This is a genomic window from Sinorhizobium kostiense (assembly GCF_017874595.1).
Lineage (GTDB): Bacteria > Pseudomonadota > Alphaproteobacteria > Rhizobiales > Rhizobiaceae > Sinorhizobium > Sinorhizobium kostiense.
Genome location: NZ_JAGILA010000004.1, coordinates 1 through 18,942 on the forward strand (window position 1 = coordinate 1; position 18,942 = coordinate 18,942).

General features: G+C 61.5%; 21 protein-coding genes. 14 read left to right on the plus strand and 7 right to left on the minus strand.

What is annotated here, in order from left to right; translation table 11 throughout:
• The 6 genes from J2Z31_RS15330 to J2Z31_RS15355 form a co-directional block, all read right to left on the minus strand.
• Nucleotides 1-1,706 (minus strand): M10 family metallopeptidase C-terminal domain-containing protein (locus J2Z31_RS15330; protein WP_209602444.1); only part of this gene is annotated, 1,706 nt, incomplete at its 3' end.
• 137 nt (nucleotides 1,707-1,843) lie between these two features.
• On the minus strand, nucleotides 1,844-2,251 hold the full coding sequence (locus J2Z31_RS15335; protein ID WP_209602445.1) for a PKD domain-containing protein: 408 nt from the start codon (nucleotides 2,249-2,251) through the stop codon (nucleotides 1,844-1,846).
• 328 nt (nucleotides 2,252-2,579) lie between these two features.
• The gene (locus J2Z31_RS15340; RefSeq protein ID WP_209602446.1) at nucleotides 2,580-4,136 is read right to left on the minus strand and encodes a VOC family protein; all 1,557 of its coding nucleotides are present in this window, start codon (nucleotides 4,134-4,136) and stop codon (nucleotides 2,580-2,582) included.
• A gap of 118 nt (nucleotides 4,137-4,254) precedes the next feature.
• Nucleotides 4,255-5,115, minus strand: coding sequence for an SDR family NAD(P)-dependent oxidoreductase (locus J2Z31_RS15345; protein ID WP_209602447.1), 861 nt, complete (start codon nucleotides 5,113-5,115; stop codon nucleotides 4,255-4,257).
• A gap of 151 nt (nucleotides 5,116-5,266) precedes the next feature.
• Nucleotides 5,267-6,046, minus strand: coding sequence for a 3'(2'),5'-bisphosphate nucleotidase CysQ (gene cysQ / locus J2Z31_RS15350; protein ID WP_209602942.1), 780 nt, complete (start codon nucleotides 6,044-6,046; stop codon nucleotides 5,267-5,269).
• 43 nt (nucleotides 6,047-6,089) lie between these two features.
• Complete coding sequence (locus tag J2Z31_RS15355; RefSeq protein ID WP_209602448.1) at nucleotides 6,090-6,473, minus strand: hypothetical protein; 384 nt, start codon at nucleotides 6,471-6,473, stop codon at nucleotides 6,090-6,092.
• Between J2Z31_RS15355 and J2Z31_RS15360 the strand changes: the two genes are divergently transcribed.
• The 6 genes from J2Z31_RS15360 to J2Z31_RS15385 all read left to right on the plus strand — a co-directional run bounded on the left by J2Z31_RS15360 (nucleotide 6,460) and on the right by J2Z31_RS15385 (nucleotide 11,961).
• On the plus strand, nucleotides 6,460-7,362 hold the full coding sequence (locus J2Z31_RS15360; protein WP_209602449.1) for a branched-chain amino acid ABC transporter permease: 903 nt from the start codon (nucleotides 6,460-6,462) through the stop codon (nucleotides 7,360-7,362). The genes J2Z31_RS15355 and J2Z31_RS15360 overlap by 14 nt on opposite strands.
• 5 nt (nucleotides 7,363-7,367) lie before the next feature.
• Entirely contained in the window at nucleotides 7,368-8,753 is a 1,386-nt protein-coding gene (gene livM / locus J2Z31_RS15365; RefSeq protein ID WP_209602450.1) for a high-affinity branched-chain amino acid ABC transporter permease LivM, read from the plus strand.
• Nucleotides 8,753-9,637: an ABC transporter ATP-binding protein gene (locus J2Z31_RS15370; protein WP_209602451.1), complete on the plus strand. Its 885-nt coding sequence runs from the start codon at nucleotides 8,753-8,755 to the stop codon at nucleotides 9,635-9,637. Before livM ends, J2Z31_RS15370 begins: the two co-directional genes overlap by 1 nt.
• Nucleotides 9,634-10,359, plus strand: a complete 726-nt coding sequence (locus tag J2Z31_RS15375) for an ABC transporter ATP-binding protein (protein WP_209602452.1) — start codon at nucleotides 9,634-9,636, stop codon at nucleotides 10,357-10,359. The genes J2Z31_RS15370 and J2Z31_RS15375 overlap by 4 nt, the downstream gene beginning before the upstream one ends.
• Nucleotides 10,360-10,383: 24 nt before the next feature.
• Complete coding sequence (locus tag J2Z31_RS15380) at nucleotides 10,384-10,728, plus strand: DUF6867 family protein (protein WP_209602453.1); 345 nt, start codon at nucleotides 10,384-10,386, stop codon at nucleotides 10,726-10,728.
• 114 nt (nucleotides 10,729-10,842) lie between these two features.
• Nucleotides 10,843-11,961, plus strand: coding sequence for a branched-chain amino acid ABC transporter substrate-binding protein (locus tag J2Z31_RS15385; protein ID WP_209602454.1), 1,119 nt, complete (start codon nucleotides 10,843-10,845; stop codon nucleotides 11,959-11,961).
• Between the two features lie 71 nt (nucleotides 11,962-12,032).
• Here the strand turns inward: J2Z31_RS15385 and J2Z31_RS15390 are convergent, their stop codons facing one another.
• Nucleotides 12,033-12,485 carry a MarR family winged helix-turn-helix transcriptional regulator gene (locus J2Z31_RS15390; RefSeq protein WP_209602455.1) on the minus strand — a complete coding sequence of 151 codons (453 nt, stop codon included), beginning with the start codon at nucleotides 12,483-12,485 and terminating at the stop codon, nucleotides 12,033-12,035.
• Nucleotides 12,486-12,684: 199 nt separating this feature from the next.
• Between J2Z31_RS15390 and J2Z31_RS15395 the strand changes: the two genes are divergently transcribed.
• From J2Z31_RS15395 to J2Z31_RS15430, 8 genes are all read left to right on the plus strand, one after another.
• Complete coding sequence (locus J2Z31_RS15395; RefSeq protein ID WP_209602456.1) at nucleotides 12,685-13,680, plus strand: alpha/beta fold hydrolase; 996 nt, start codon at nucleotides 12,685-12,687, stop codon at nucleotides 13,678-13,680.
• Nucleotides 13,681-13,913: 233 nt separating this feature from the next.
• Nucleotides 13,914-14,747 (plus strand): urease accessory protein UreD, encoded by an 834-nt coding sequence (locus J2Z31_RS15400; protein WP_209602944.1) that lies wholly within the window; start codon nucleotides 13,914-13,916, stop codon nucleotides 14,745-14,747.
• Nucleotides 14,748-14,774: 27 nt separating this feature from the next.
• Nucleotides 14,775-15,077: an urease subunit gamma gene (locus J2Z31_RS15405; RefSeq protein WP_012066611.1), complete on the plus strand. Its 303-nt coding sequence runs from the start codon at nucleotides 14,775-14,777 to the stop codon at nucleotides 15,075-15,077.
• Nucleotides 15,078-15,101: 24 nt separating this feature from the next.
• The gene (locus J2Z31_RS15410; protein WP_209602457.1) at nucleotides 15,102-15,407 is read left to right on the plus strand and encodes an urease subunit beta; all 306 of its coding nucleotides are present in this window, start codon (nucleotides 15,102-15,104) and stop codon (nucleotides 15,405-15,407) included.
• Nucleotides 15,408-15,442: 35 nt separating this feature from the next.
• Nucleotides 15,443-16,102: a Urease operon accessory protein gene (locus J2Z31_RS15415; protein ID WP_209602458.1), complete on the plus strand. Its 660-nt coding sequence runs from the start codon at nucleotides 15,443-15,445 to the stop codon at nucleotides 16,100-16,102.
• Nucleotides 16,092-17,804, plus strand: a complete 1,713-nt coding sequence (ureC, locus tag J2Z31_RS15420) for an urease subunit alpha (RefSeq protein ID WP_209602459.1) — start codon at nucleotides 16,092-16,094, stop codon at nucleotides 17,802-17,804. The genes J2Z31_RS15415 and ureC overlap by 11 nt, the downstream gene beginning before the upstream one ends.
• A 169-nt stretch (nucleotides 17,805-17,973) precedes the next feature.
• Nucleotides 17,974-18,513 (plus strand): peroxiredoxin, encoded by a 540-nt coding sequence (locus J2Z31_RS15425; RefSeq protein ID WP_209602460.1) that lies wholly within the window; start codon nucleotides 17,974-17,976, stop codon nucleotides 18,511-18,513.
• 131 nt (nucleotides 18,514-18,644) lie between these two features.
• The gene (locus J2Z31_RS15430; protein WP_209602461.1) at nucleotides 18,645-18,941 is read left to right on the plus strand and encodes a putative quinol monooxygenase; all 297 of its coding nucleotides are present in this window, start codon (nucleotides 18,645-18,647) and stop codon (nucleotides 18,939-18,941) included.
• Nucleotide 18,942: the final 1 nt, after the last annotated feature.

The following is an 18,942-nucleotide window of genomic DNA, read 5'->3' on the forward strand; positions in this document are numbered from 1 at the left end:
ATGAGGTTCTCGATGGATGCGAGCGTGTCGGAGCCGCGCCCGCCGCCGACGCTCTGCGCCGTCGTGAGGCCGAGATTGACCGTCACGCCGCTGGTTGCATCCCAATAGATGGCGGCGTCCACGCCGGTGCCGCCATCGAGCCTGTCATTGCCGACACCGCCGAGCAACGTATCGTTGCCGGAGCCACCGGCGAGAGTATCGTTTCCGTTCCGGCCTTCGAGCCGGTTGGCCGCGCCATTTCCTGTAAACCGGTCGGCATAACTCGACCCGATGAGGTTCTCGATGGATGCGAGCGTGTCGGAGCCGCGCCCGCCGCCGACGCTCTGCGCCGTCGTGAGGCCGAGATTGACCGTCACGCCGCTGGTCGCATCCCAATAGCCGGCGGCGTCCGCGCCGGTGCCGCCATCGAGCCTGTCATTGCCGATCCCGCCGAGCAGCGCGTCATTGCCGGCGCCGCCGGCGAGCGCGTCGTTGCCGTTCCGCCCCTCGAGCCGGTTGGCTGCGCCATTGCCCGTGATCCGATCATTACCCGCGCCGCCAACCGCGTGTTCGATCGTCGTCGTCGTGTAGATGGCGAGGTTGTTGCGCAAGCCGCCGACATCCGACCAGGTGCCCGGCCGCAGGTCGATCCTCTGGGCAACGGCGAAGCCCGACAGGTTCAGCTTGTCGGTACCCCCTGAGTCATAGATCGTCAGAGCCACCTCGCTGTCGGTGAAGTTCGCAAGGTTGTAAAGAGAGGCCGTTCTGCCCGTTACATTGGAGCCGAAACCATAGACAGTGTTGCCGGTTCGCGTGCTTGCCGCACCATACAGGTTCTGGATCGCCAGGATGTCCGCCATCTGCGGCGTCAGAACCCAAGCGAAACTGCCCGTGCCGGCTTCCTCCTGGCTCATGTAGGACATGATGCTCATCCGCCAGGAATCATTGGCATAATGGTTGTCCACGCCATAAACGGCGCTGCCATTGTAGTTGCCGCCATGGCCGAGGCCGAGCGCGTGGCCGATCTCGTGGATGAAGGTCTGCAGGGTGTAGCCTGCGATGTCACTGCGGCCCTCGAACCAGCCGGATTCCACATTGATGCGGCTGGACTGGATGATTCCCCGTGAGACGGTGGAGGTGGCGTAGGCGCCATCATCTGCATCGTCGAGCGTGATCTCCGCACTTCCGCTCGTTTCGGTGAAGGTCAGGCCGGACACTTCGGCCCAGGTGGCAAAGGCGAGCCGGGCCAGAGCGGCGCGCGCGGCGGACAGCCCCTCGACGTTGAAGGTGATATCGGTGTTGCTGGAGGCCCATTGGCGCTCCCCGCCACCCGACCAATCCCAGTAGCCTTCGGTAAGCTGGTCGGCGATCTGCGCCACGGTGTAGGTGGGAAGGGCGGTGCCTTGCGCGGTCGTCAGCTTGTAGCTGCCGGTCGATGCTTCATAGCCGCCCGCCGACAGATAATAGGTGCCGCTGGTGCCTGCTGTGAAAGTGATGAGCGAATCGTAATTTCCTGCGCCATCATCGTTGCCACCAAGGCGCCTGCCGCCGGCATCATAGAGTGTCAGGTAAGCATCGAGCCCGTTCGAACCATCCAGGGTAAAGCGGTAAGTCTGCCCTGCGGTAAGCGTGATCTTGTACCAGTCTTGGTCGCCACTGCTGTTGACGTAACCGGAAACGCTGCCGCCGGCAGTCACGGTCTTTGACGTGCTCGTGCCTGCGGGCACGGTGTCGCTGCCGCTTTGCTGAGCGACGCTACCAGTAGCGCTGGGCTGTTCAGGATCCAGGCAAACGAAAGATTTTGGCAGCTGGTTCGAGGCGCAGAATTCACACATGCGGCTATGCTCGTTTCTCTTTCAGTACTTCAATGTCCAACGTTTATGGTCACGCTGCCCAACAGGAGCCGCTCACCCTCGCCTTCCCCGATAAGCAGGGCGCAATAGGTCCCGGCCTGCGAGTAGGTGTGGGTCGCGGAAGTCTCGCGACAGCCCGATCCGGGTCGACAGACCATGGTCCTTTCGCCGTCCCCGAAGTCCAGCCAGCCGCCGCCGAAATAGACTTCCCCGCCACCACGGGCAGCGAAAGTAACCTCAAGCGGTGCCGGTCCCGATCGTATCGAGGCGGAAAGCCCGCCGTCAGGCACCTTTCGATCGACCGTTGCCATTGTCTTCGCCTCGCATGCACCGCGCGCAAGCACACGGTCCGCCGCCATCAGAAGGCTTCCAAACCCGGCCAGAACGGCCAGCATCCGTGCGGCCCCGATTCTCACCACAAGTCTCTCCCATTAAAGAGCATCCTCATGTAACACGAAGGGGGTTAAGCATTCGCGTCCGCGCTTGTCGAATGCTGAATCCGGCGTTAACAACCAAGCCGCAAAATCAGCCCCGCCCTCCATTTGGATACGCTCATACACACACCCATTACATGACAAATACAGGGGGCGACCAGCCGGCCGGGAGATCTAATCCGCCTGCCGCGCCCGCGCGTGAGGAGGCTCGCCGGCACTAGCCCGTTCGGGCTAGGCTAGAGCGGGATGTGCTCACAGGCATTCGCATTTGGTCGCTAGAGGACGCCTCGCGATGCCATAAGGTCACGGGCAGTTAAAGGCCATTTTCCGCGAACCAGCGGCGGATCGCCTCCATATCGTCGCTGCCGATCCCGTGGTGCGTGTCGATTACCAGCGCGGTCAGCTTTGTGCCAGCTTCGGCGAGGGTATGCTTCAGGGCAGGCGCGTGCTTGCCATAGGGGTCGTCTCTTCCGGTGAGCATCAGAACATTCGTTTCGGAAAGATCGGATTCTGGGGGAGCTTCAAGAGCGGCCATCGCCCGCATCAAGACCGCATTCAGGATCACGCCGGGGTGGAGCAGCATCACGGCGGCCAAGAGGTTGGCGCCGTTCGAATACCCGATGAAAACGGTCTTGCCGAGGTCGAGCCCATAGCCTTCGCGCGCTCCCTCGAGGAATGCGACGAAGGCATCCGCTTCCGACCTTATATCCTGCTGGTCGAAGGTCGTCATCGTCAGGCGTCGGAACCAGCGGGGAAAGCCCTCCTCGGTGCTGCGGCCGCGCACGCCAAGAAGCGTGGCCTGCGGGTCAAGCTGGTGGCCGAAGGGGAGCATGTCGGTTTCGTTGCCGCCGCTGCCGTGCAGAAGCACGAAGGTGCGGCCGTTCATTGCCTCCGGATGATAGAAGCGATGGACGAAAGGTAGATCTCGGCGGGTCAGGCGCGGCTCTCCCGGCAGCGCGAATTGCGGCAGCCGGACCAGTGTCTCGGCAGCATCATTGCCGATCCGCTGCGGCAGGAAGAGCGTCGTTCCAAGCGCATCCGGAGGCTCGTCGACTGCAAAGCCGGGACCGTCCGTGGCGAGTTCGTAGAGCGAGCCGCCGGGTTCGCGAACATAAAGCGAGAAGAAGTACTTCCGGTCATGCGCCGTGGTTGCGCCGGCATGATCCTGTTCAAGATCGGCCCTGACGGCAAGCACCGTCGCCTCGTCCGGTGCCCGGAAGGCGATGTGGTCGATGGTGCCGGTACCGGGCGCTGCCGTCCAAAAGCCGGTCGCGTCGCGCACGTCGATGACATCCCCCGAGGTAGAGGCGAGGCGGCGGATCGTATCCGTGGCGGCAATTTCGCGGTAGCCGAAGTGGCTTTGAAGAAACTGCGCCGTTTCCCTCGGCTTCTCGGTGAGCACGGTTGCGCCGCGCAGCCGCCGGATGGAGTCGGTCTCGGGAATGTCACGACTGGCCCATGGCGCCGGTTCGGGCAAGGCGTTTGTTCCGACCAGCTTCACGATCACGCCGTCCGGATCCTTGAGCCGCAGCACCGGTTCGCCGAACTCCTGCGCCGGTCCAGCAATTCCAATGCTGAACTGGAGAGCGCGCGTCAGCCAGAAGCCGATGCTTTCAGGGGGAATTGCGAAGGCGATCTCGCTCGGCTGGCCGTGGCCCACACGTCCCGGGGAGCCATCCTCCCATACCAGGAAAGTGACAAGAGATCCCGGCGAACCCGAAGCATCGCCATAAAAGAGGTGCAACTGGTTGGGATCCTCGAAGCCGCCGGTCCGTTTGACGAGATGCAGCCCGAGAAAGCCGAGATAGAAATCCACATTCGCCTGGACCCTGCGGCTGATCAGCGTGATGTGGTGGATGCCGCTAGTCACGGTTTTGCCCTCGATTCCGTTCTTAAGAGAGTTTTCCAGGCGGCCAAAGCTACTGTCGCATCTTGACTTGCAACATGTTCAAGCCGGCTACGTCTTGCAGAACATGCGCAGCGCCCGTTCAATCTTCCTTGCCGGTGAGGAACCCCTGAAAGGCCTTGCCGTATTCCGGGTGCCAGCGGGAAAGGGGAGGGCGGTTCTCGACGATGTCGGCCGCGGCCCACAGTATCCGTTTCTCGTCCGTCGGCCGGGTGACTTCATTGTCCGGGCAGAGGATGTAGAAATCACCGCGGGCGAGGCTCTCCATCATGAAGTCCACCGTCTGCTCCGGCGTCCAGGCGCCGGCCGGTTTTTCCGTGCGGCCATGCGCGGTCAATGCCGTGTAGACGAATCCGGGTATCAGCAGATGCGCATTCACCTTGCAGCCTTCGGTGTTGCGCAATTCGTGCTGGAGCGCCTCGGTGAAAACCTTCACACCTGCCTTCGAGACATTATAGGCGGGATCGCCGGGTGGCGTGGTGATGCCCTGCTTGGAGCCGGTGTTGATGATCAGCGCCGGATCGCCATGTGCGATCATGGCAGGCGCAAAAATGCGCGAGCCGTTGATCACCCCCCAAAGGTTGACGGACATCACGGTTTCCCAATACTCCAGCGGGCCGAACATCGAGCTGCCGGGCTGAACGCCGGCATTGTTCATCAGCACATGCACATGGCCGAAACTTTCGCGTGCAGCGCGCGCCAGGGCAACGATTTCGTCCGGCTGCGACACGTCCGTCGCGACCGCAGCCACGTCCGCTGCTCCGCCGGCGGCAAGCTTCGCCACCGCCGCTTCGGCGACGTGCAGACGGTTGCCGGGGAGGTCGGCGAGCACGACCTTCATTCCGAGAGCGGCAAAGCGCTTTGCCGCTGCAAGTCCGATGCCCGAGGCAGCGCCGGTGACGACGGCAACGTTGTTTCTGGCTATGGCGGAGTAGGACAACATGGTTCACAATCCTGCTTGCGACAGACGACCGACGAGAGATAGGGCCTGACGGCGTGCAAGTCCATGAGGTGCGTCGGACTCACGCCAAGCCTTTCTGCTCGCTCCAGCGATCCTTCTCCCAAGACTGCCGCACAGTTTCGAGCGAGATGCGTCAATGCGGCTTCGCGCGGGAGATGAACCAGGGATTGGCAAAATCGGTGTCGTTCGGCTGGTTGCGCTTGCCATAGGCGAGAGGCTTGCCTTCGATGGTCAGCGTTTCGCCGCCGGCCGCCCGCAGGATCGCGTCCCCGGCGGCGGTATCCCATTCCATAGTGCGGCTGAACCGCGGATAGATATCGGCCTGCCCTTCAGCAAGCAGGCAGAACTTCAGCGACGAACCGATCGCCTCGTAGTCGGTGATGCCCTGTGCGTCGAGGTGGGCGATCGTTTCGCGACTGTTGTGCCGCCGGCTGACGACGGCGACCGGCGGGACTGGAGACTTTCGGCAGCCGATCGGGCGCCAGTCACAGCAGACACGGCCGTGCTCGACTTTTGTCTTCCTCGCTTCACCGGCGCCTGCCGCATAGATGACGCCGAGCGCCGGCGCATAGACGACGCCTGCGACCGGCACTCCGCCATCGATGAGCCCGATATTGACCGTGAAGTGGCTGTCGCGATCGAGGAACTCCTTGGTGCCGTCGAGGGGATCGACCAGGAAAAAGCGCCGGCCAGCGATGTCGGGGACCTTCCCCGCCGCGACGGATTCCTCAGCGATGATCGGCAGATCCGGAAAGGCGGCGGTGAGTTGAGCGAGAATGATGCGCTCGGCTCGGTGGTCGGCATCCGTTACCGGTGAACTGTCCGCCTTATAGGTCACGGCGGGACCGGCGTCGTAAACCTGCAGAATGGCCTCTCCGGCGGCGATCGCAGCTCGTTCCATTATCTCCAGCATCATCAATCCGTTTCTGGTTCAATCCGTGCTGCTGCATGTCTCGTCAGGCCCCCCGGGGTGTGAGACCTGCAGCCATTAAACGTGCCTCAGCGCTCTTACGCTTGGAGCGCCATAGTGGCAAAAACCATGTACGGCAATGAGCGGTCTGCATGTCATGGAACGAAGCAACTGCTGCCATTTTACATTTTTTGGGCTCCAAATTGATCATTTCGCAAGCGAAGGCTGCATTTTTTTTGACTTTTGCTGGCTGCAAATGCGCCAAATCGATTTTATCGCGGAAGAATCCACCAATCGCGCATTTTTTAGCTTTCATTTTCACTTGAAAGAGGTATGAAATCGGCCCAGAGCACGCTCTCGAATGAAAACTAATAACAAGAGGCTGGACCTTCGGGATCTGGTCCAGGGGAAGATTGATGGAGTATTTCATCCAGCAGCTCGTCAACGGGCTGACGCTTGGGTCCATTTATGGTATGATCGCGATCGGTTATACCATGGTTTACGGCATCATCGGCATGATCAACTTCGCCCATGGCGATATCTTCATGCTTGGCGGTTTCGCCGCGTTGATTGTCTTCCTGGTTCTTACGTCTTTTCTTGCCGGTGTGCCGGTGGTGCTGGCGCTTTTGCTGATGATGATCGTTGGCATGCTGGCGGCCGCACTCTGGAACTGGACTATTGAGCGGGTGGCCTATCGGCCGTTGCGCGGGTCGTTCCGCCTCGCGCCGCTGATCACCGCGATCGGCATGTCCATTGTCCTTTCGAACTTCATCCAGGTGACGCAGGGGCCGCGCAACAAGCCGATCCCGCCGCTCGTCTCCTCGGTTTACAATGTGTTCGGCATCGCGATCTCCTTGAAGCAGATCGTCATCGTGGTCATCACGGCAATTCTGCTTTCGGTCTTCTGGTACATCGTCAACCGGACGCCGCTTGGCCGCGCGCAGCGCGCTACCGAGCAGGATCGCAAGATGGCGGCGCTGCTCGGCGTCGACGTCGATCGCACCATCTCGGTGACCTTCATCATGGGTGCGGCACTCGCTGCCGTCGCCGGTACGATGTATCTCATGTATTATGGCGTGGTCGTGTTCACGGATGGCTTCGTTCCGGGCGTCAAGGCGTTCACCGCCGCCGTACTTGGAGGCATCGGCTCGCTGCCGGGCGCTGTGCTCGGTGGGCTGCTGATCGGTCTCATCGAGTCGCTGTGGTCGGCCTATTTCACCATCGACTACAAGGATGTCGCGACCTTCTCGATTCTCGCGATCGTCCTGATCTTCAAGCCGTCGGGTATTCTCGGACGACCGGAAGTCGAGAAGGTATAAATTCCATGGCAAATGTTGCATCTACGACTGCAAGCGCCGGCACTGAGGTGACGGCGCGGGCCCTGCGCGAGGCTGTCTTCACGGGTCTCATCACGCTCGGGCTGTTCTTCCTCTTCGTCGGTCTCAAGACCGACCAGAACATTCGCAACGAGCTGATACTGACGGAGCGCTGGGGACTCCTGGCGACCTTCGTCGCCGTTTCGATGGTCGGTCGGTTCCTGATCGTTGCCTATGTGCAGCCGTGGCTCGCCCAGCGAAAGGCCGTGAAGGCGGCGGCGCCTGAGATTGTAAAAGGGGAGAGCTTCTTCAGCCGCAACCTTTCGAAGATCGCGATCGTCGCGCTGGTGCTTTATCCGCCGGTCATCGTAGCGCTCGTCGGCGTCCAGGGTTCGCTGAAGTGGGTGGACAACTTCGGCATCCAGATCCTGATCTACGTGATGCTCGCCTGGGGCCTCAACATCGTTGTCGGTCTCGCCGGTCTTCTCGATCTCGGCTATGTGGCCTTCTATGCTGTCGGCGCCTATTCCTATGCCCTGCTCTCCAGCTATTTCGGCCTGTCCTTCTGGGTGCTACTGCCGGTCGCCGGCATTCTCGCAGCCCTGTGGGGCGTGATCCTCGGTTTTCCGGTTCTACGCCTCCGGGGCGACTACCTGGCCATCGTCACGCTTGCGTTCGGCGAAATCATCCGCCTTGTGCTGATCAACTGGACCGAAGTTACCAAGGGCACGTTCGGCGTGTCGGGTATCGCCAAGGCGACGCTGTTCGGCATCAAGTTCGACGCATCCAAGGACGGTTTTGCGGCGCTGTTCGGCTTGCCGATGTCCTCGGCCTACTACAAGATCTTCCTGTTCTATCTAATCCTTGGCCTTGCGTTGCTGACGGCCTTCGTCACCATCCGCCTCCGTCGGATGCCGGTCGGACGGGCGTGGGAAGCGCTTCGCGAGGACGAGATCGCCTGCCGCTCGCTCGGCATCAACACGGTGACGACGAAGCTGACCGCCTTTGCCACGGGTGCCATGTTCGGTGGCTTTGCGGGGTCCTTCTTCGCCGTTCGCCAGGGGTTCGTCTCGCCGGAATCCTTCGTCTTTCTCGAGTCGGCCGTGATTCTCGCGATCGTCGTTCTCGGCGGCATGGGTTCGCTGACCGGCATCGCGGTTGCGGCGGTGGTCATGATCGGCGGCACGGAAATCCTGCGCGAACTGACCTTCCTCAAAGTGATCTTCGGCCCGGCATTCACGCCTGAACTCTACCGCATGCTGATCTTCGGCCTGGCCATGGTCATCGTCATGGTCTGGAAGCCGCGCGGCTTCGTCGGATCCCGCGAACCGACCGCGTTTCTCCACGAGCGCAAGGCCATCTCCGGCAGCTTTACCAAGGAAGGGCACGGCTGATGGCCCTCAAGACAACAATGACCAAAGACCCCATTCTCAAGGTCGAGCACCTGTCGATGCGCTTCGGCGGTCTCATGGCCATCAACGACTTCTCCTTCGAGGCAGAGCGCGGCGAAATCACCGCGTTGATCGGCCCCAACGGGGCGGGCAAAACGACCGTGTTCAACTGCGTTACCGGCTTTTACAAGCCGACGATGGGCATGATCACGATGAAGCAGCGATCCGGCAAGGAGTTCCTGTTGGAACGCTTGCCCGATTTCGAGATCACCAAGCATGCCAAAGTGGCGCGCACCTTCCAGAACATCCGCATGTTCTCGGGCCTGACGGTCCTCGAGAACCTGCTGGTGGCGCAGCACAATAAGCTGATGCAGGCTTCCGGGTACACGATCCTCGGTCTGCTCGGCTTTCCTGCCTATCGGCAGGCCACCAAGGAATCGCTCGAGCTCGCCAAGCACTGGCTCGAAATGGCATCGCTCACCGACCGGGCCGACGATCCGGCTGGCGACCTGCCTTATGGGGCGCAGCGGCGGCTGGAGATCGCCCGTGCAATGTGCACCGGGCCGGAACTGCTTTGCCTCGACGAGCCGGCCGCCGGCCTCAATCCGCGCGAGTCGCTCGCGCTCAACGAACTGCTGCAGGCCATCCGTCGCGACACCGGTACCTCCATCCTGCTGATCGAGCACGACATGTCGGTGGTGATGGAGATTTCCGATCACGTGGTGGTGCTGGAATATGGGCAGAAGATTTCCGACGGCAATCCGGAATTCGTGAAGCATGATCCGAAGGTCATCGCGGCCTATCTCGGTGTCGAGGACGAAGAGGTTGAAGAGGTGATCGAGGAGATCGAGGAAATCGAAAGCGAGCAGGGAGGTATCAATCCATGACCGCTCCGCTTTTGAGTGTAAGAGGCGTCGAGACCTACTACGGCAACATCCGGGCGCTGTCGGGGGTCGATGTCGAGGTGCATCGCGGGGAGATCGTTTCGCTTATCGGGGCCAACGGGGCCGGAAAGTCGACGCTGATGATGACGATCTGCGGCAGTCCGCAGGCGCGCACCGGCTCGATCTCCTTCGAAGGACAGGAGATCACGCGCCTGCCGATGCACGAGATCGCCCGCCTTCGCATCGCCCAGTCGCCGGAAGGTCGCCGCATCTTCCCGCGCATGACGGTGCTGGAAAACCTTCAGATGGGCGCGAGCCTCGACAATCTGAAGCACTTCAAGGACGACGTGGAGAAGGTGTTTGCACTGTTTCCGCGCCTCAAGGAGCGGCAGGCCCAGCGTGGCGGGACGCTCTCGGGCGGCGAGCAGCAGATGCTGTCGATCGGCCGGGCGCTGATGGCGCGGCCAAAGCTGCTTCTCCTCGATGAACCGTCGCTCGGGCTGGCGCCGCTGATCGTCAAGGGGATCTTCGAGGCGATCAAAAAGCTGAACAACCAAGAGGGCCTCACCGTGTTTCTGGTGGAGCAGAACGCTTTCGGTGCGCTCAAGCTTTCGGATCGCGCCTACGTGCTCGTAAACGGCAAGGTTACGATGAGCGGGACGGGCAAGGATCTGCTGGCCAATCCGGAAGTCAGAGCCGCCTATCTCGAAGGCGGTCGCCATTGATGCGCCGCGCCTGGAGTGAATGACATGCAGGGAATTCTCTACGAAGAAGCGTCGGTCTGGCAGTTTCTCTTCATCACCTGTATCTTGGGCGGTTGGACCGCCTGGAGGACGGGCAAGAGCGTTGCCGATAACTGGCAAACCGTTCCGCGGCTGCTGACCTATGTGGCCTTGCTCGGACTCGCAATCCGCTTCGTGCATCACGCGCTTTTCGGCGGAACGATGTTCAGCCTGCAATACTATGTCGTGGACACGGTCGTACTTTTGTTGTTTGCTACCGCCGGTTTCCGGTATTACCGGACCAGGCAGATGGCCAACATGTACTACTGGCTTTATGAAAAAGCCTCGCCCTTCTCCTGGAGGGCCAAATAAGGGAACAGCGTGTGCCGGTCGGAAGCGGCCGGTGCGAAGGATCACCGGCGCAAGTATGGTGGGCATTGCGTTGGCTTTGAAACAAGACCCGCTCGAAGATTTGGGAGTAACAAGATGAAAAAGACTCTTCTGTCGGCTGTGGCGCTGACCGCAATGGTCGCCTTCAGCGGCACCGCATGGGCTGATATCCTGGTCGGCGTCGCTGGTCCGCTGACCGGGCCGAACGCCGCCTTCGGTGCGCAGCTCCAGAAAGGTGCGGAACAGGCAGCCGAGGACATCAATGCTGCAGGCGGCATCAATGGGGAACAGATCAAGATCGTGCTCGGCGACGACGTATCGGACGCCAAGCAGGGCGTTTCGGTCGCCAACAAGTTCGTCGCTGACGGCGTTAAGTTCGTCATTGGCCACTTCAACTCGGGCGTGTCGATCCCGGCTTCGGAGATCTATGCCGAAAACGGCATCCTGCAGATCACCCCGGCCTCGACCAACCCGCAGTTCACCGAACGCGGTCTCTGGAACACGTTCCGCACCTGCGGCCGCGACGATCAGCAGGGCGCGGTAGCCGGCGCGTACATCGCCGCCAATTTCAAGGACGGAAAGATCGGCGTCGTCCACGACAAGACTCCTTACGGTCAAGGTCTTGCCGACGAAACCAAGAAGGCGATGAACGAAGCGGGCGTCACCGAAGCCCTCTATGAAGGCATCAACACCGGCGACAAGGACTTCTCGGCCCTCATCGCCAAGATGAAGCAAGCCGGCGTGAGCGTCGTCTACTACGGTGGCCTGCACACGGAAGCCGGCCTCATCATGCGCCAGATGAAGGACCAGGGCCTGAACGCGACGTTCATGTCGGGCGACGGCATTGTCTCGAACGAGCTGGCCTCCATCGCCGGCGATGCCGTCGACGGCACGCTGATGACCTTCGCGCCGGATCCGCGCAAGAACCCCAACGCCAAGGAACTCGTCGAGAAGTTCCGCGCTGAGGGCTTCGAACCGGAGGCTTACACGCTTTACTCCTATGCGGCGCTTCAGGTGATCGCTCAGGGTGCTAAGGCTGCCGGCGGCAACGACCCGCAGGCTGTTGCCGAAGCTATGAAATCGAAGGGTCCGTTCCAGACTGCGATCGGCGAGCTCGGCTTCGACGAGAAGGGCGACATCACCCGTCCGGACTACGTCATGTACACCTGGAAAAAGGGTGACGACGGCAAGTACAGCTACTTCCAGAACGAATAGTCATCGTCTCGGATCAGTAAGGGCCCGGCGCGGAAACACGCCGGGCCCTTTTCTTTTTCTACCGTTGCGTCTTACCTGAGCAGCGAAGCCCGGAGTGCCGCGATCTCTGCCCTCAGCCGGGCGAGGTCTGCCGGTTCCATTCCCGTGGCTCCGGCAATGCCGAGCGGAACGGCGTTTGCCCTATGCCTCAGGGCGCGACCGGTGTCGGTCAGCCGCACGCGCACCTGCCGCTCATCCATTCTGTCGCGAACTCTCGTAATATAGCCCATAGCCTCGAGGCGCTTCAGCATGGGCGTGAGCGTGCTTGACTCCAGGAAGAGTTTCTCGCCGAGACTGCCGACCGTCTGGTCGTCTTTCTCCCATAACACCACCATCACCAGATATTGCGGGTAGGTGAGCTCGAGGTCGTCGAGAAGCGGCTTGTAGACGCGCGTGAATGCGTGGTTGGCGGAATAGATCGCGAAACACAGGAAACTGTCCAGCTTCAACAGATCTTCGGAGGACGGGGTGTCAGCCTTTGCCATGGTCTTCTTCCAACTGTTCAGGCAGATAAAATAAATCGTTCGCGATATAATCGCAAGGTATTGCCAGCAGGTTTTTGGACCGATAAATATCGTGCACGATTTAATCGCACGGCCAGATGCTTGTCCGAAATGGACGTCGCCTCGGCGCAGGGGTTTATATCGTGGGCGATTAAATCGCGAACACAAAGGAGCAGTACCAATGACCAAGGTTGAAACACGCACGACTGCCAACGGCGTATTGAGGCGTAGTGTCCTGACCGGGGCGCTGGGTGCCGCCAGCGCCGCCGCAGCTCTCTCTGCCCACAGACCAGCAACGGCTGCGGACGCCGTAACTTCATCCAAAAGCCAAGGAGCAAGAACCATGGGAAGCAGTATTCTCACCCGTGACGGCGTTGAAATCTATTACAAGGACTGGGGGCCGAAGGATGGTCCGGCAGTGGTCCTCAGCCATGGCTGGCCGTTGTCGTCCGATAGCTGGGAGGCTCAGGCTTTCCACCTTGCCAGCAATGGCTTCCGAGTCGTGACCCATGATCGCCGCGGCCATGGCCGATCCAGCCAGCCCTGGGACGGCAACGACATGGACCACTACGCCGACGATCTTGCCGACCTGATCGAGCAATTAGACCTGAAGGGTATCTTCCTCGCGGGCTTTTCGACCGGTGGCGGCGAAATCGCCCGCTATATCGGCCGGCACGGCACGGGGCGAGTCGCAAGGGCAGGGCTGATTTCGGCCGTCCCGCCGCTGATGGTGAAGACCGGGAGCAATCCGGGCGGTCTGCCGAAGGAAGTGTTCGACAATCTGCAGGCCGCCAGCCTCGCTGATCGATCGCAGCTCTATAAGGACATTGCGTCCGGTCCGTTCTTTGGCTTCAACCGCCCCGGCGCAAAGCCCTCGCAGGGCATGATCGACAGTTTCTGGCTGCAGGGGATGACCGCCGGTCACAAGAACACCTATGATTCGATAGTCGCCTTCTCGCAGACGGATTTCACCGAGGACCTGAAGAAGTTCGACGTGCCGACGCTCATCATCCATGGCGATGATGACCAGATCGTGCCGATCGACGCCGCAGCCCGCGCCTCGAAGAAGCTCATCCCGCATGCGGTGCTCAAGGTCTATCCGGGCGCTCCGCATGGCATCACGGACACGCATAAAGACGAACTCAACGCGGATCTGATGGAGTTCGCACGGTCTTGATCGTGCCAATGCACGGGTATCGAAGGGAGGGCCCAGATGAGGGGCCCTCTTTGCGAAAAGCGACGAACCGGGTTCCGGACGATCGCCATTGGAACTCAGTCGAGGCGTTATCCCTCGTGGACGACAATTCCGCTTTCGAAACAGTGCCTTGACTTTGGTCATCCGGTTTCCGACGATGCCGGATCACAAGATTGCACGCGGACCGCGTGCCAGCAGGGAAACATCTGAAGAACGTGACCGAGGCGGCGATCATCGCCCCGCAAAGGGCCTGGGGAAAGGGGCGGCTCAGTGCCAAGTCCTGGCGCGGAAACACGCGTATCGCGGAGCTCTATCAGGAAGGTTGTGCCAAGATTCGCCTGCCGAAGACCTTCGACGGCTCCATGGAAGCGGTGCTCATCAATTCCTCGGGTGGCGTCACCGGCGGCGACCGTCTGGCTTGGGCCTTCGAGGCGGGCGAGGGAACGAGCCTCTGTTTGACGACTCAGGCCTGTGAGAAGATCTACAAAGCAAGCGCAGGTACGGCGGAGATCGAGACGCGCCTGTCGGCCGCGGCCGGCGCTCGTATTGACTGGCTGCCGCAGGAAACGATCCTCTTCGATCGGGCCTCGCTGTCGCGTTCGCTCGAGGTCGACCTTGCCGCCGATGCCGTGCTTCTCGCCGTCGAGGCGGTGCTGCTTGGACGCAAGGCGATGGGCGAGGCGGTGCATGCCGGGCTCTTTCGCGATCGCTGGCGCGTGAGGAGCGGCGACAAGCTGATCCACGCGGAAAATCTGACGCTCGACGACGAGATCGCCCGACTTGCCGCACGACCCGCGGTGCTTGGCGGCGCGGCCGCGTTTGCGACGCTCCTCTATGTGGCGGCGGATTGCGAAGCGATGCTTACGAGGCTGCGCGCGGCACTCGCATCGGTGGCGGGGGCGGGTGTCAGCCACTACAAGGTAGGCGGTCGCGACAAGCTTATTGCTCGGCTTGTCGCCGCCGACGGTTTCGAACTCAGAAAAATCCTCATCCCGCTCATTTCGCACTTGCGTAAGGACGCATCTGTACCGAAAGTCTGGACTCTCTGATCCCGCAATCAAACTGGATGGCGACGCATGAATCTCACCCCGCGCGAGAAGGACAAATTGTTGATTTCCATGGCGGCGATGGTGGCGCGCCGCCGGCTGGAGCGCGGTGTGAAGCTCAACCATCCCGAGGCGATCGCCCTGATCACCGATTTCGTCGTCGAGGGCGCGCGCGACGGCCGCTCCGTCGCCGAGTTGATGGAGGCGGGCGCGCATGTGCTGACCCGCGACCAAGTGATGGAAGGCATTGCGGAAATGATCCACGACATCCAGATCGAAGCGACCTTCCCGGACGGGACGAAACTGGTCACGGTCCACGAACCCATTCGTTAAAGTGCTGCTTGAGGGGAGAACGGCATGATACCAGGGGAAATCATCGCAGCCGCCGGCGATATCGAGCTCAATGCCGGCCGCGAGACCGTCACTATCGAGGTTTCCAATTCCGGCGACCGGCCGGTGCAGGTCGGTAGCCATTATCATTTTGCGGAAGCGAACCCTGGCCTGATCTTCGACCGCGCCACTGCGAACGGTATGCGCCTCGATATCCCCGCCGGTACGGCCGTACGCTTCGAGCCGGGCCAGACCAGGCAGGTCACGCTGATTCCGCTTTCGGGCAAGCGCGAGGTATTCGGCTTCCGTCAGCAGGTGATGGGCAAACTTTGAACCGCGGTCGCGCATTCGCCGGGAGATAATCGTCGATGAGCCGCGTCATCATGATCGTAGGCAATGGCGAGGTGCCGGACGGTGCCGCTGCGACGATCGATGCCGCTGATGTGGTGGTTCGCTTCAACGATTGCCGCTCGGTCGGCAAGGGCGGCAACAAGACCGACATAGTGGCAGTCTGCAATACGGGTCGCCCCGCGCTCGCGATGCTCGGCGGTGGTCGCTGGAAGACGAGCAAACCGGTGCGGCAGGCGCGCGCGATCTGGAGCGTGCGCTCCGGCGCGAAGTTCGCGGCGATGCGGGCGAAGCTCGCCGTGACGCACCCGGATCTCGATGATTTCTGCGACGACTATACAGCGGGCTTCGAAAGCTTCGCGCGCGCCACCGGCCGTCCCCACCGCGTCATCCCGGCCGGAAGGCAGGAGGGGCTGGAGCGCGACCTCGCCCGCTTCGAGCCTCCACCCTATGTGGTCCCGTCGAGCGGCCTCCTGGTGATCGCAGATATCCTGTCGAGCTTTGCCAGCGACCGTGACGATGTCGTGCTTGCCGGCTTCGGCCATAGTGGCTGGGAGTGGCATCCCTTCGCGACGGAGCGTCGCTATGTCGAGGCGCTCGCCTCCGAGGGTCGCCTTCGCCGCCTCGATCAATCCTCTTTCTCAGACTTGGTCCCAAGGAGCCTGAACCATGTCCTATAAAATGTCGCGCGCGGCCTATGCCAACATGTTCGGTCCGACCGTAGGCGACAAGGTGCGGCTTGCCGACACCGAGCTCTTCATCGAGGTCGAGCAGGACTTCACTACCTATGGTGAAGAGGTGAAGTTCGGCGGCGGCAAGGTCATTCGCGACGGCATGGGCCAAAGCCAGGTGACGCGTGCCGCCGGCGCCGTCGATACGGTCATCACCAATGCGCTGATCCTCGACCATTGGGGAATCGTCAAGGCAGATATCGGCCTCAAGGACGGGCGCATCGCCGCGATCGGCAAGGCCGGCAACCCGGATACGCAGCCGGGCGTCAATGTCATCGTCGGCCCGGGCACCGAGGCCATCGCCGGCGAGGGCAAGATCGTCACCGCCGGCGGCATGGACGCTCATATCCACTTCATTTGCCCGCAGCAGATCGAAGAGGCGCTGATGAGCGGGCTGACCTGCATGCTTGGCGGCGGCACGGGACCGGCGCATGGGACGCTCGCCACCACCTGCACGCCGGGGCCCTGGCACATCGCCAGGATGATCGAGGCGGCGGATGCCTTCCCAATGAATCTCGCCTTTGCCGGCAAGGGCAATGCCTCGCAGCCCGGGGCGCTCGTCGAAATGGTGATGGGCGGCGCTTCCTCGCTGAAGCTGCACGAAGACTGGGGCACAACGCCGGCGGCGATCGACTGCTGCCTGTCGGTTGCCGACGAATACGACGTGCAGGTAATGATCCACACCGACACACTGAACGAGAGCGGCTTCGTCGAGGATACGATCGCTGCAATCAAGGGGCGGACGATCCACGCATTCCACACGGAAGGGGCGGGCGGCGGCCATGCGCCGGACATCATCAAGATCTGCGGCCAGCCGAATGTCATTCCCTCCTCAACCAACCCGACCAGGCCCTACACCCTAAACACGGTGGCAGAGCATCTCGACATGCTGATGGTCTGCCATCATCTTTCGCCGTCAATTCCGGAAGACATCGCCTTTGCGGAGAGCCGCATCCGGAAGGAGACGATCGCGGCGGAGGACATCCTGCACGATCTTGGTGCCTTCTCGATCATCTCTTCCGATAGTCAGGCCATGGGGCGGGTCGGCGAAGTGGCGATCCGCACATGGCAGACCGCCGACAAGATGAAGCGGCAGCGGGGCCGCCTCAAAGAAGAGACGGGTGACAACGACAATTTCCGCGTCAAGCGCTACATCGCCAAATACACGATCAACCCGGCGATCGCCCACGGTCTCGGCCACGAGCTCGGCTCGCTCGAAGTCGGCAAGCGCGCCGATCTCGTCCTCTGGAATCCGGCCTTCTTCGGCGTCAAGCCGGACCTGGTTGTGATCGGCGGCACGATCGCCGCGGCGCCGATGGGCGATCCCAACGCCTCCATCCCGACGCCACAACCGGTACATTACCGGCCGATGTTCGGCGCCTATGGCAAGAGCCTCACCAATTCGTCAGTCACTTTCGTCTCCCAGGCTTCGCTCGATGCGGGGCTTGCGGGCAGGCTCGGCGTCGCAAAGGAGCTCGTCGCCGTCCAGAATACCCGCGGCGGCATCGGCAAGGCAGCGATGATCCACAACAGCCTGACGCCGCATATCGAGGTCGATCCCGAGACCTACGAGGTGCGTGCGGACGGAGAGCTCTTGACCTGCGAGCCTGCGACGGTGCTGCCGATGGCGCAGCGCTATTTCCTGTTCTGAGCTGACCCCCTACGCATTCTGCAGCCATGCGCCATGCGCAAGGCTGTTATGCGAAGGTGCCTTTGATGCTGCAGTGCAGCGCAATCTCCTGTAGGAAGGGCGCTCGCTTTCCGCCGGGCGTTTTCCTCCCAAGACCTGACGCCCGGGCAGCTATCAAAAGGAGAAGATAATGCTCGGCAGAAAAGTTCCTGCAGTGACGTTCCGCACCCGCGTCCGCGACGAAGCCGTCGGCGGATCCAATCCGTTCCGCTGGCAGGATGTGACCTCGGACGGCTATTTCGCAGGCAAGCGTGTGGTGCTGTTTTCGCTGCCGGGGGCATTCACCCCGACCTGCTCGACCTATCAGCTCCCGGACTTTGAGAAGCTCGCGCCGGAGTTTCGCGCGCTCGGCATCGATGAAATCTATTGCGTCTCGGTCAATGACGCCTTCGTCATGAATGCCTGGGGCAAGTCGCAGGGCCTCGAAAACGTCAAGCTGATCCCGGATGGTTCGGGTGAGTTCACCCGCAAGATGGGCATGCTGGTTGCCAAGGACAATCTCGGCTTCGGCATGCGCTCCTGGCGCTATGCCGCAATCGTCAACAATGGCATCGTCGAGCAATGGTTCGAAGAGGAAGGCTATTCCGACAATTGCGACAGCGATCCCTACGGCATTTCCTCGCCGCAGAACATTCTCGCAGCACTCAAGTCGCGGAAGATCGCCGCCTGATCGCGACCGATTGAAAAGGCAAGGCCCCGGCTGCCGCAAGCAGGCTTTCGAGAGTCTTTTGGATTTTCGGCTCCCTGCTGGCGCCGGGGCTTTTTCTTGCTACAGTGATCGCAAGAGCATGCCGAGGTCCAATGGTTTACGTTATCGCACATCTGAAGGCGAACGCAGGCAAGGGCGATGAGGTCGTGGCACTCGCAGCGCCGCTCATCGAATCCACCCGCAAGGAAGCTGGATGCATCAGCTATGATCTTTATCGTCATGCGGCTCAACCGGACACGCTTGTCTTCGTCGAGTCCTGGAGGGACAGGGCGGCCGTCGACGCGCATTTCTCCGAGCCGCACCTGAAGTCTTTTCAGGCGGCGATGGCAGAATTGCTCGCCGAGGTCCGCATCGAGGTGATCCACCCCGAGAAGGTCGAGGTAATCTGAC

Coding starts and splice junctions, on each gene's coding strand:
- J2Z31_RS15345 (WP_209602447.1), bottom strand. CDS start 5,115: ATGTTGTCCTACTCCGCCATAGCCAGAAACAACGTTGCCGTCGTCACC.
- cysQ (WP_209602942.1), bottom strand. CDS start 6,046: ATGCTGGAGATAATGGAACGAGCTGCGATCGCCGCCGGAGAGGCCATT.
- J2Z31_RS15360 (WP_209602449.1), top strand. CDS start 6,460: ATGGAGTATTTCATCCAGCAGCTCGTCAACGGGCTGACGCTTGGGTCC.
- J2Z31_RS15355 (WP_209602448.1), bottom strand. CDS start 6,473: ATGAAATACTCCATCAATCTTCCCCTGGACCAGATCCCGAAGGTCCAG.
- livM (WP_209602450.1), top strand. CDS start 7,368: ATGGCAAATGTTGCATCTACGACTGCAAGCGCCGGCACTGAGGTGACG.
- J2Z31_RS15370 (WP_209602451.1), top strand. CDS start 8,753: ATGGCCCTCAAGACAACAATGACCAAAGACCCCATTCTCAAGGTCGAG.
- J2Z31_RS15375 (WP_209602452.1), top strand. CDS start 9,634: ATGACCGCTCCGCTTTTGAGTGTAAGAGGCGTCGAGACCTACTACGGC.
- J2Z31_RS15380 (WP_209602453.1), top strand. CDS start 10,384: ATGCAGGGAATTCTCTACGAAGAAGCGTCGGTCTGGCAGTTTCTCTTC.
- J2Z31_RS15385 (WP_209602454.1), top strand. CDS start 10,843: ATGAAAAAGACTCTTCTGTCGGCTGTGGCGCTGACCGCAATGGTCGCC.
- J2Z31_RS15390 (WP_209602455.1), bottom strand. CDS start 12,485: ATGGCAAAGGCTGACACCCCGTCCTCCGAAGATCTGTTGAAGCTGGAC.
- J2Z31_RS15395 (WP_209602456.1), top strand. CDS start 12,685: ATGACCAAGGTTGAAACACGCACGACTGCCAACGGCGTATTGAGGCGT.
- J2Z31_RS15405 (WP_012066611.1), top strand. CDS start 14,775: ATGAATCTCACCCCGCGCGAGAAGGACAAATTGTTGATTTCCATGGCG.
- J2Z31_RS15410 (WP_209602457.1), top strand. CDS start 15,102: ATGATACCAGGGGAAATCATCGCAGCCGCCGGCGATATCGAGCTCAAT.
- J2Z31_RS15415 (WP_209602458.1), top strand. CDS start 15,443: ATGAGCCGCGTCATCATGATCGTAGGCAATGGCGAGGTGCCGGACGGT.
- ureC (WP_209602459.1), top strand. CDS start 16,092: ATGTCCTATAAAATGTCGCGCGCGGCCTATGCCAACATGTTCGGTCCG.
- J2Z31_RS15425 (WP_209602460.1), top strand. CDS start 17,974: ATGCTCGGCAGAAAAGTTCCTGCAGTGACGTTCCGCACCCGCGTCCGC.
- J2Z31_RS15430 (WP_209602461.1), top strand. CDS start 18,645: ATGGTTTACGTTATCGCACATCTGAAGGCGAACGCAGGCAAGGGCGAT.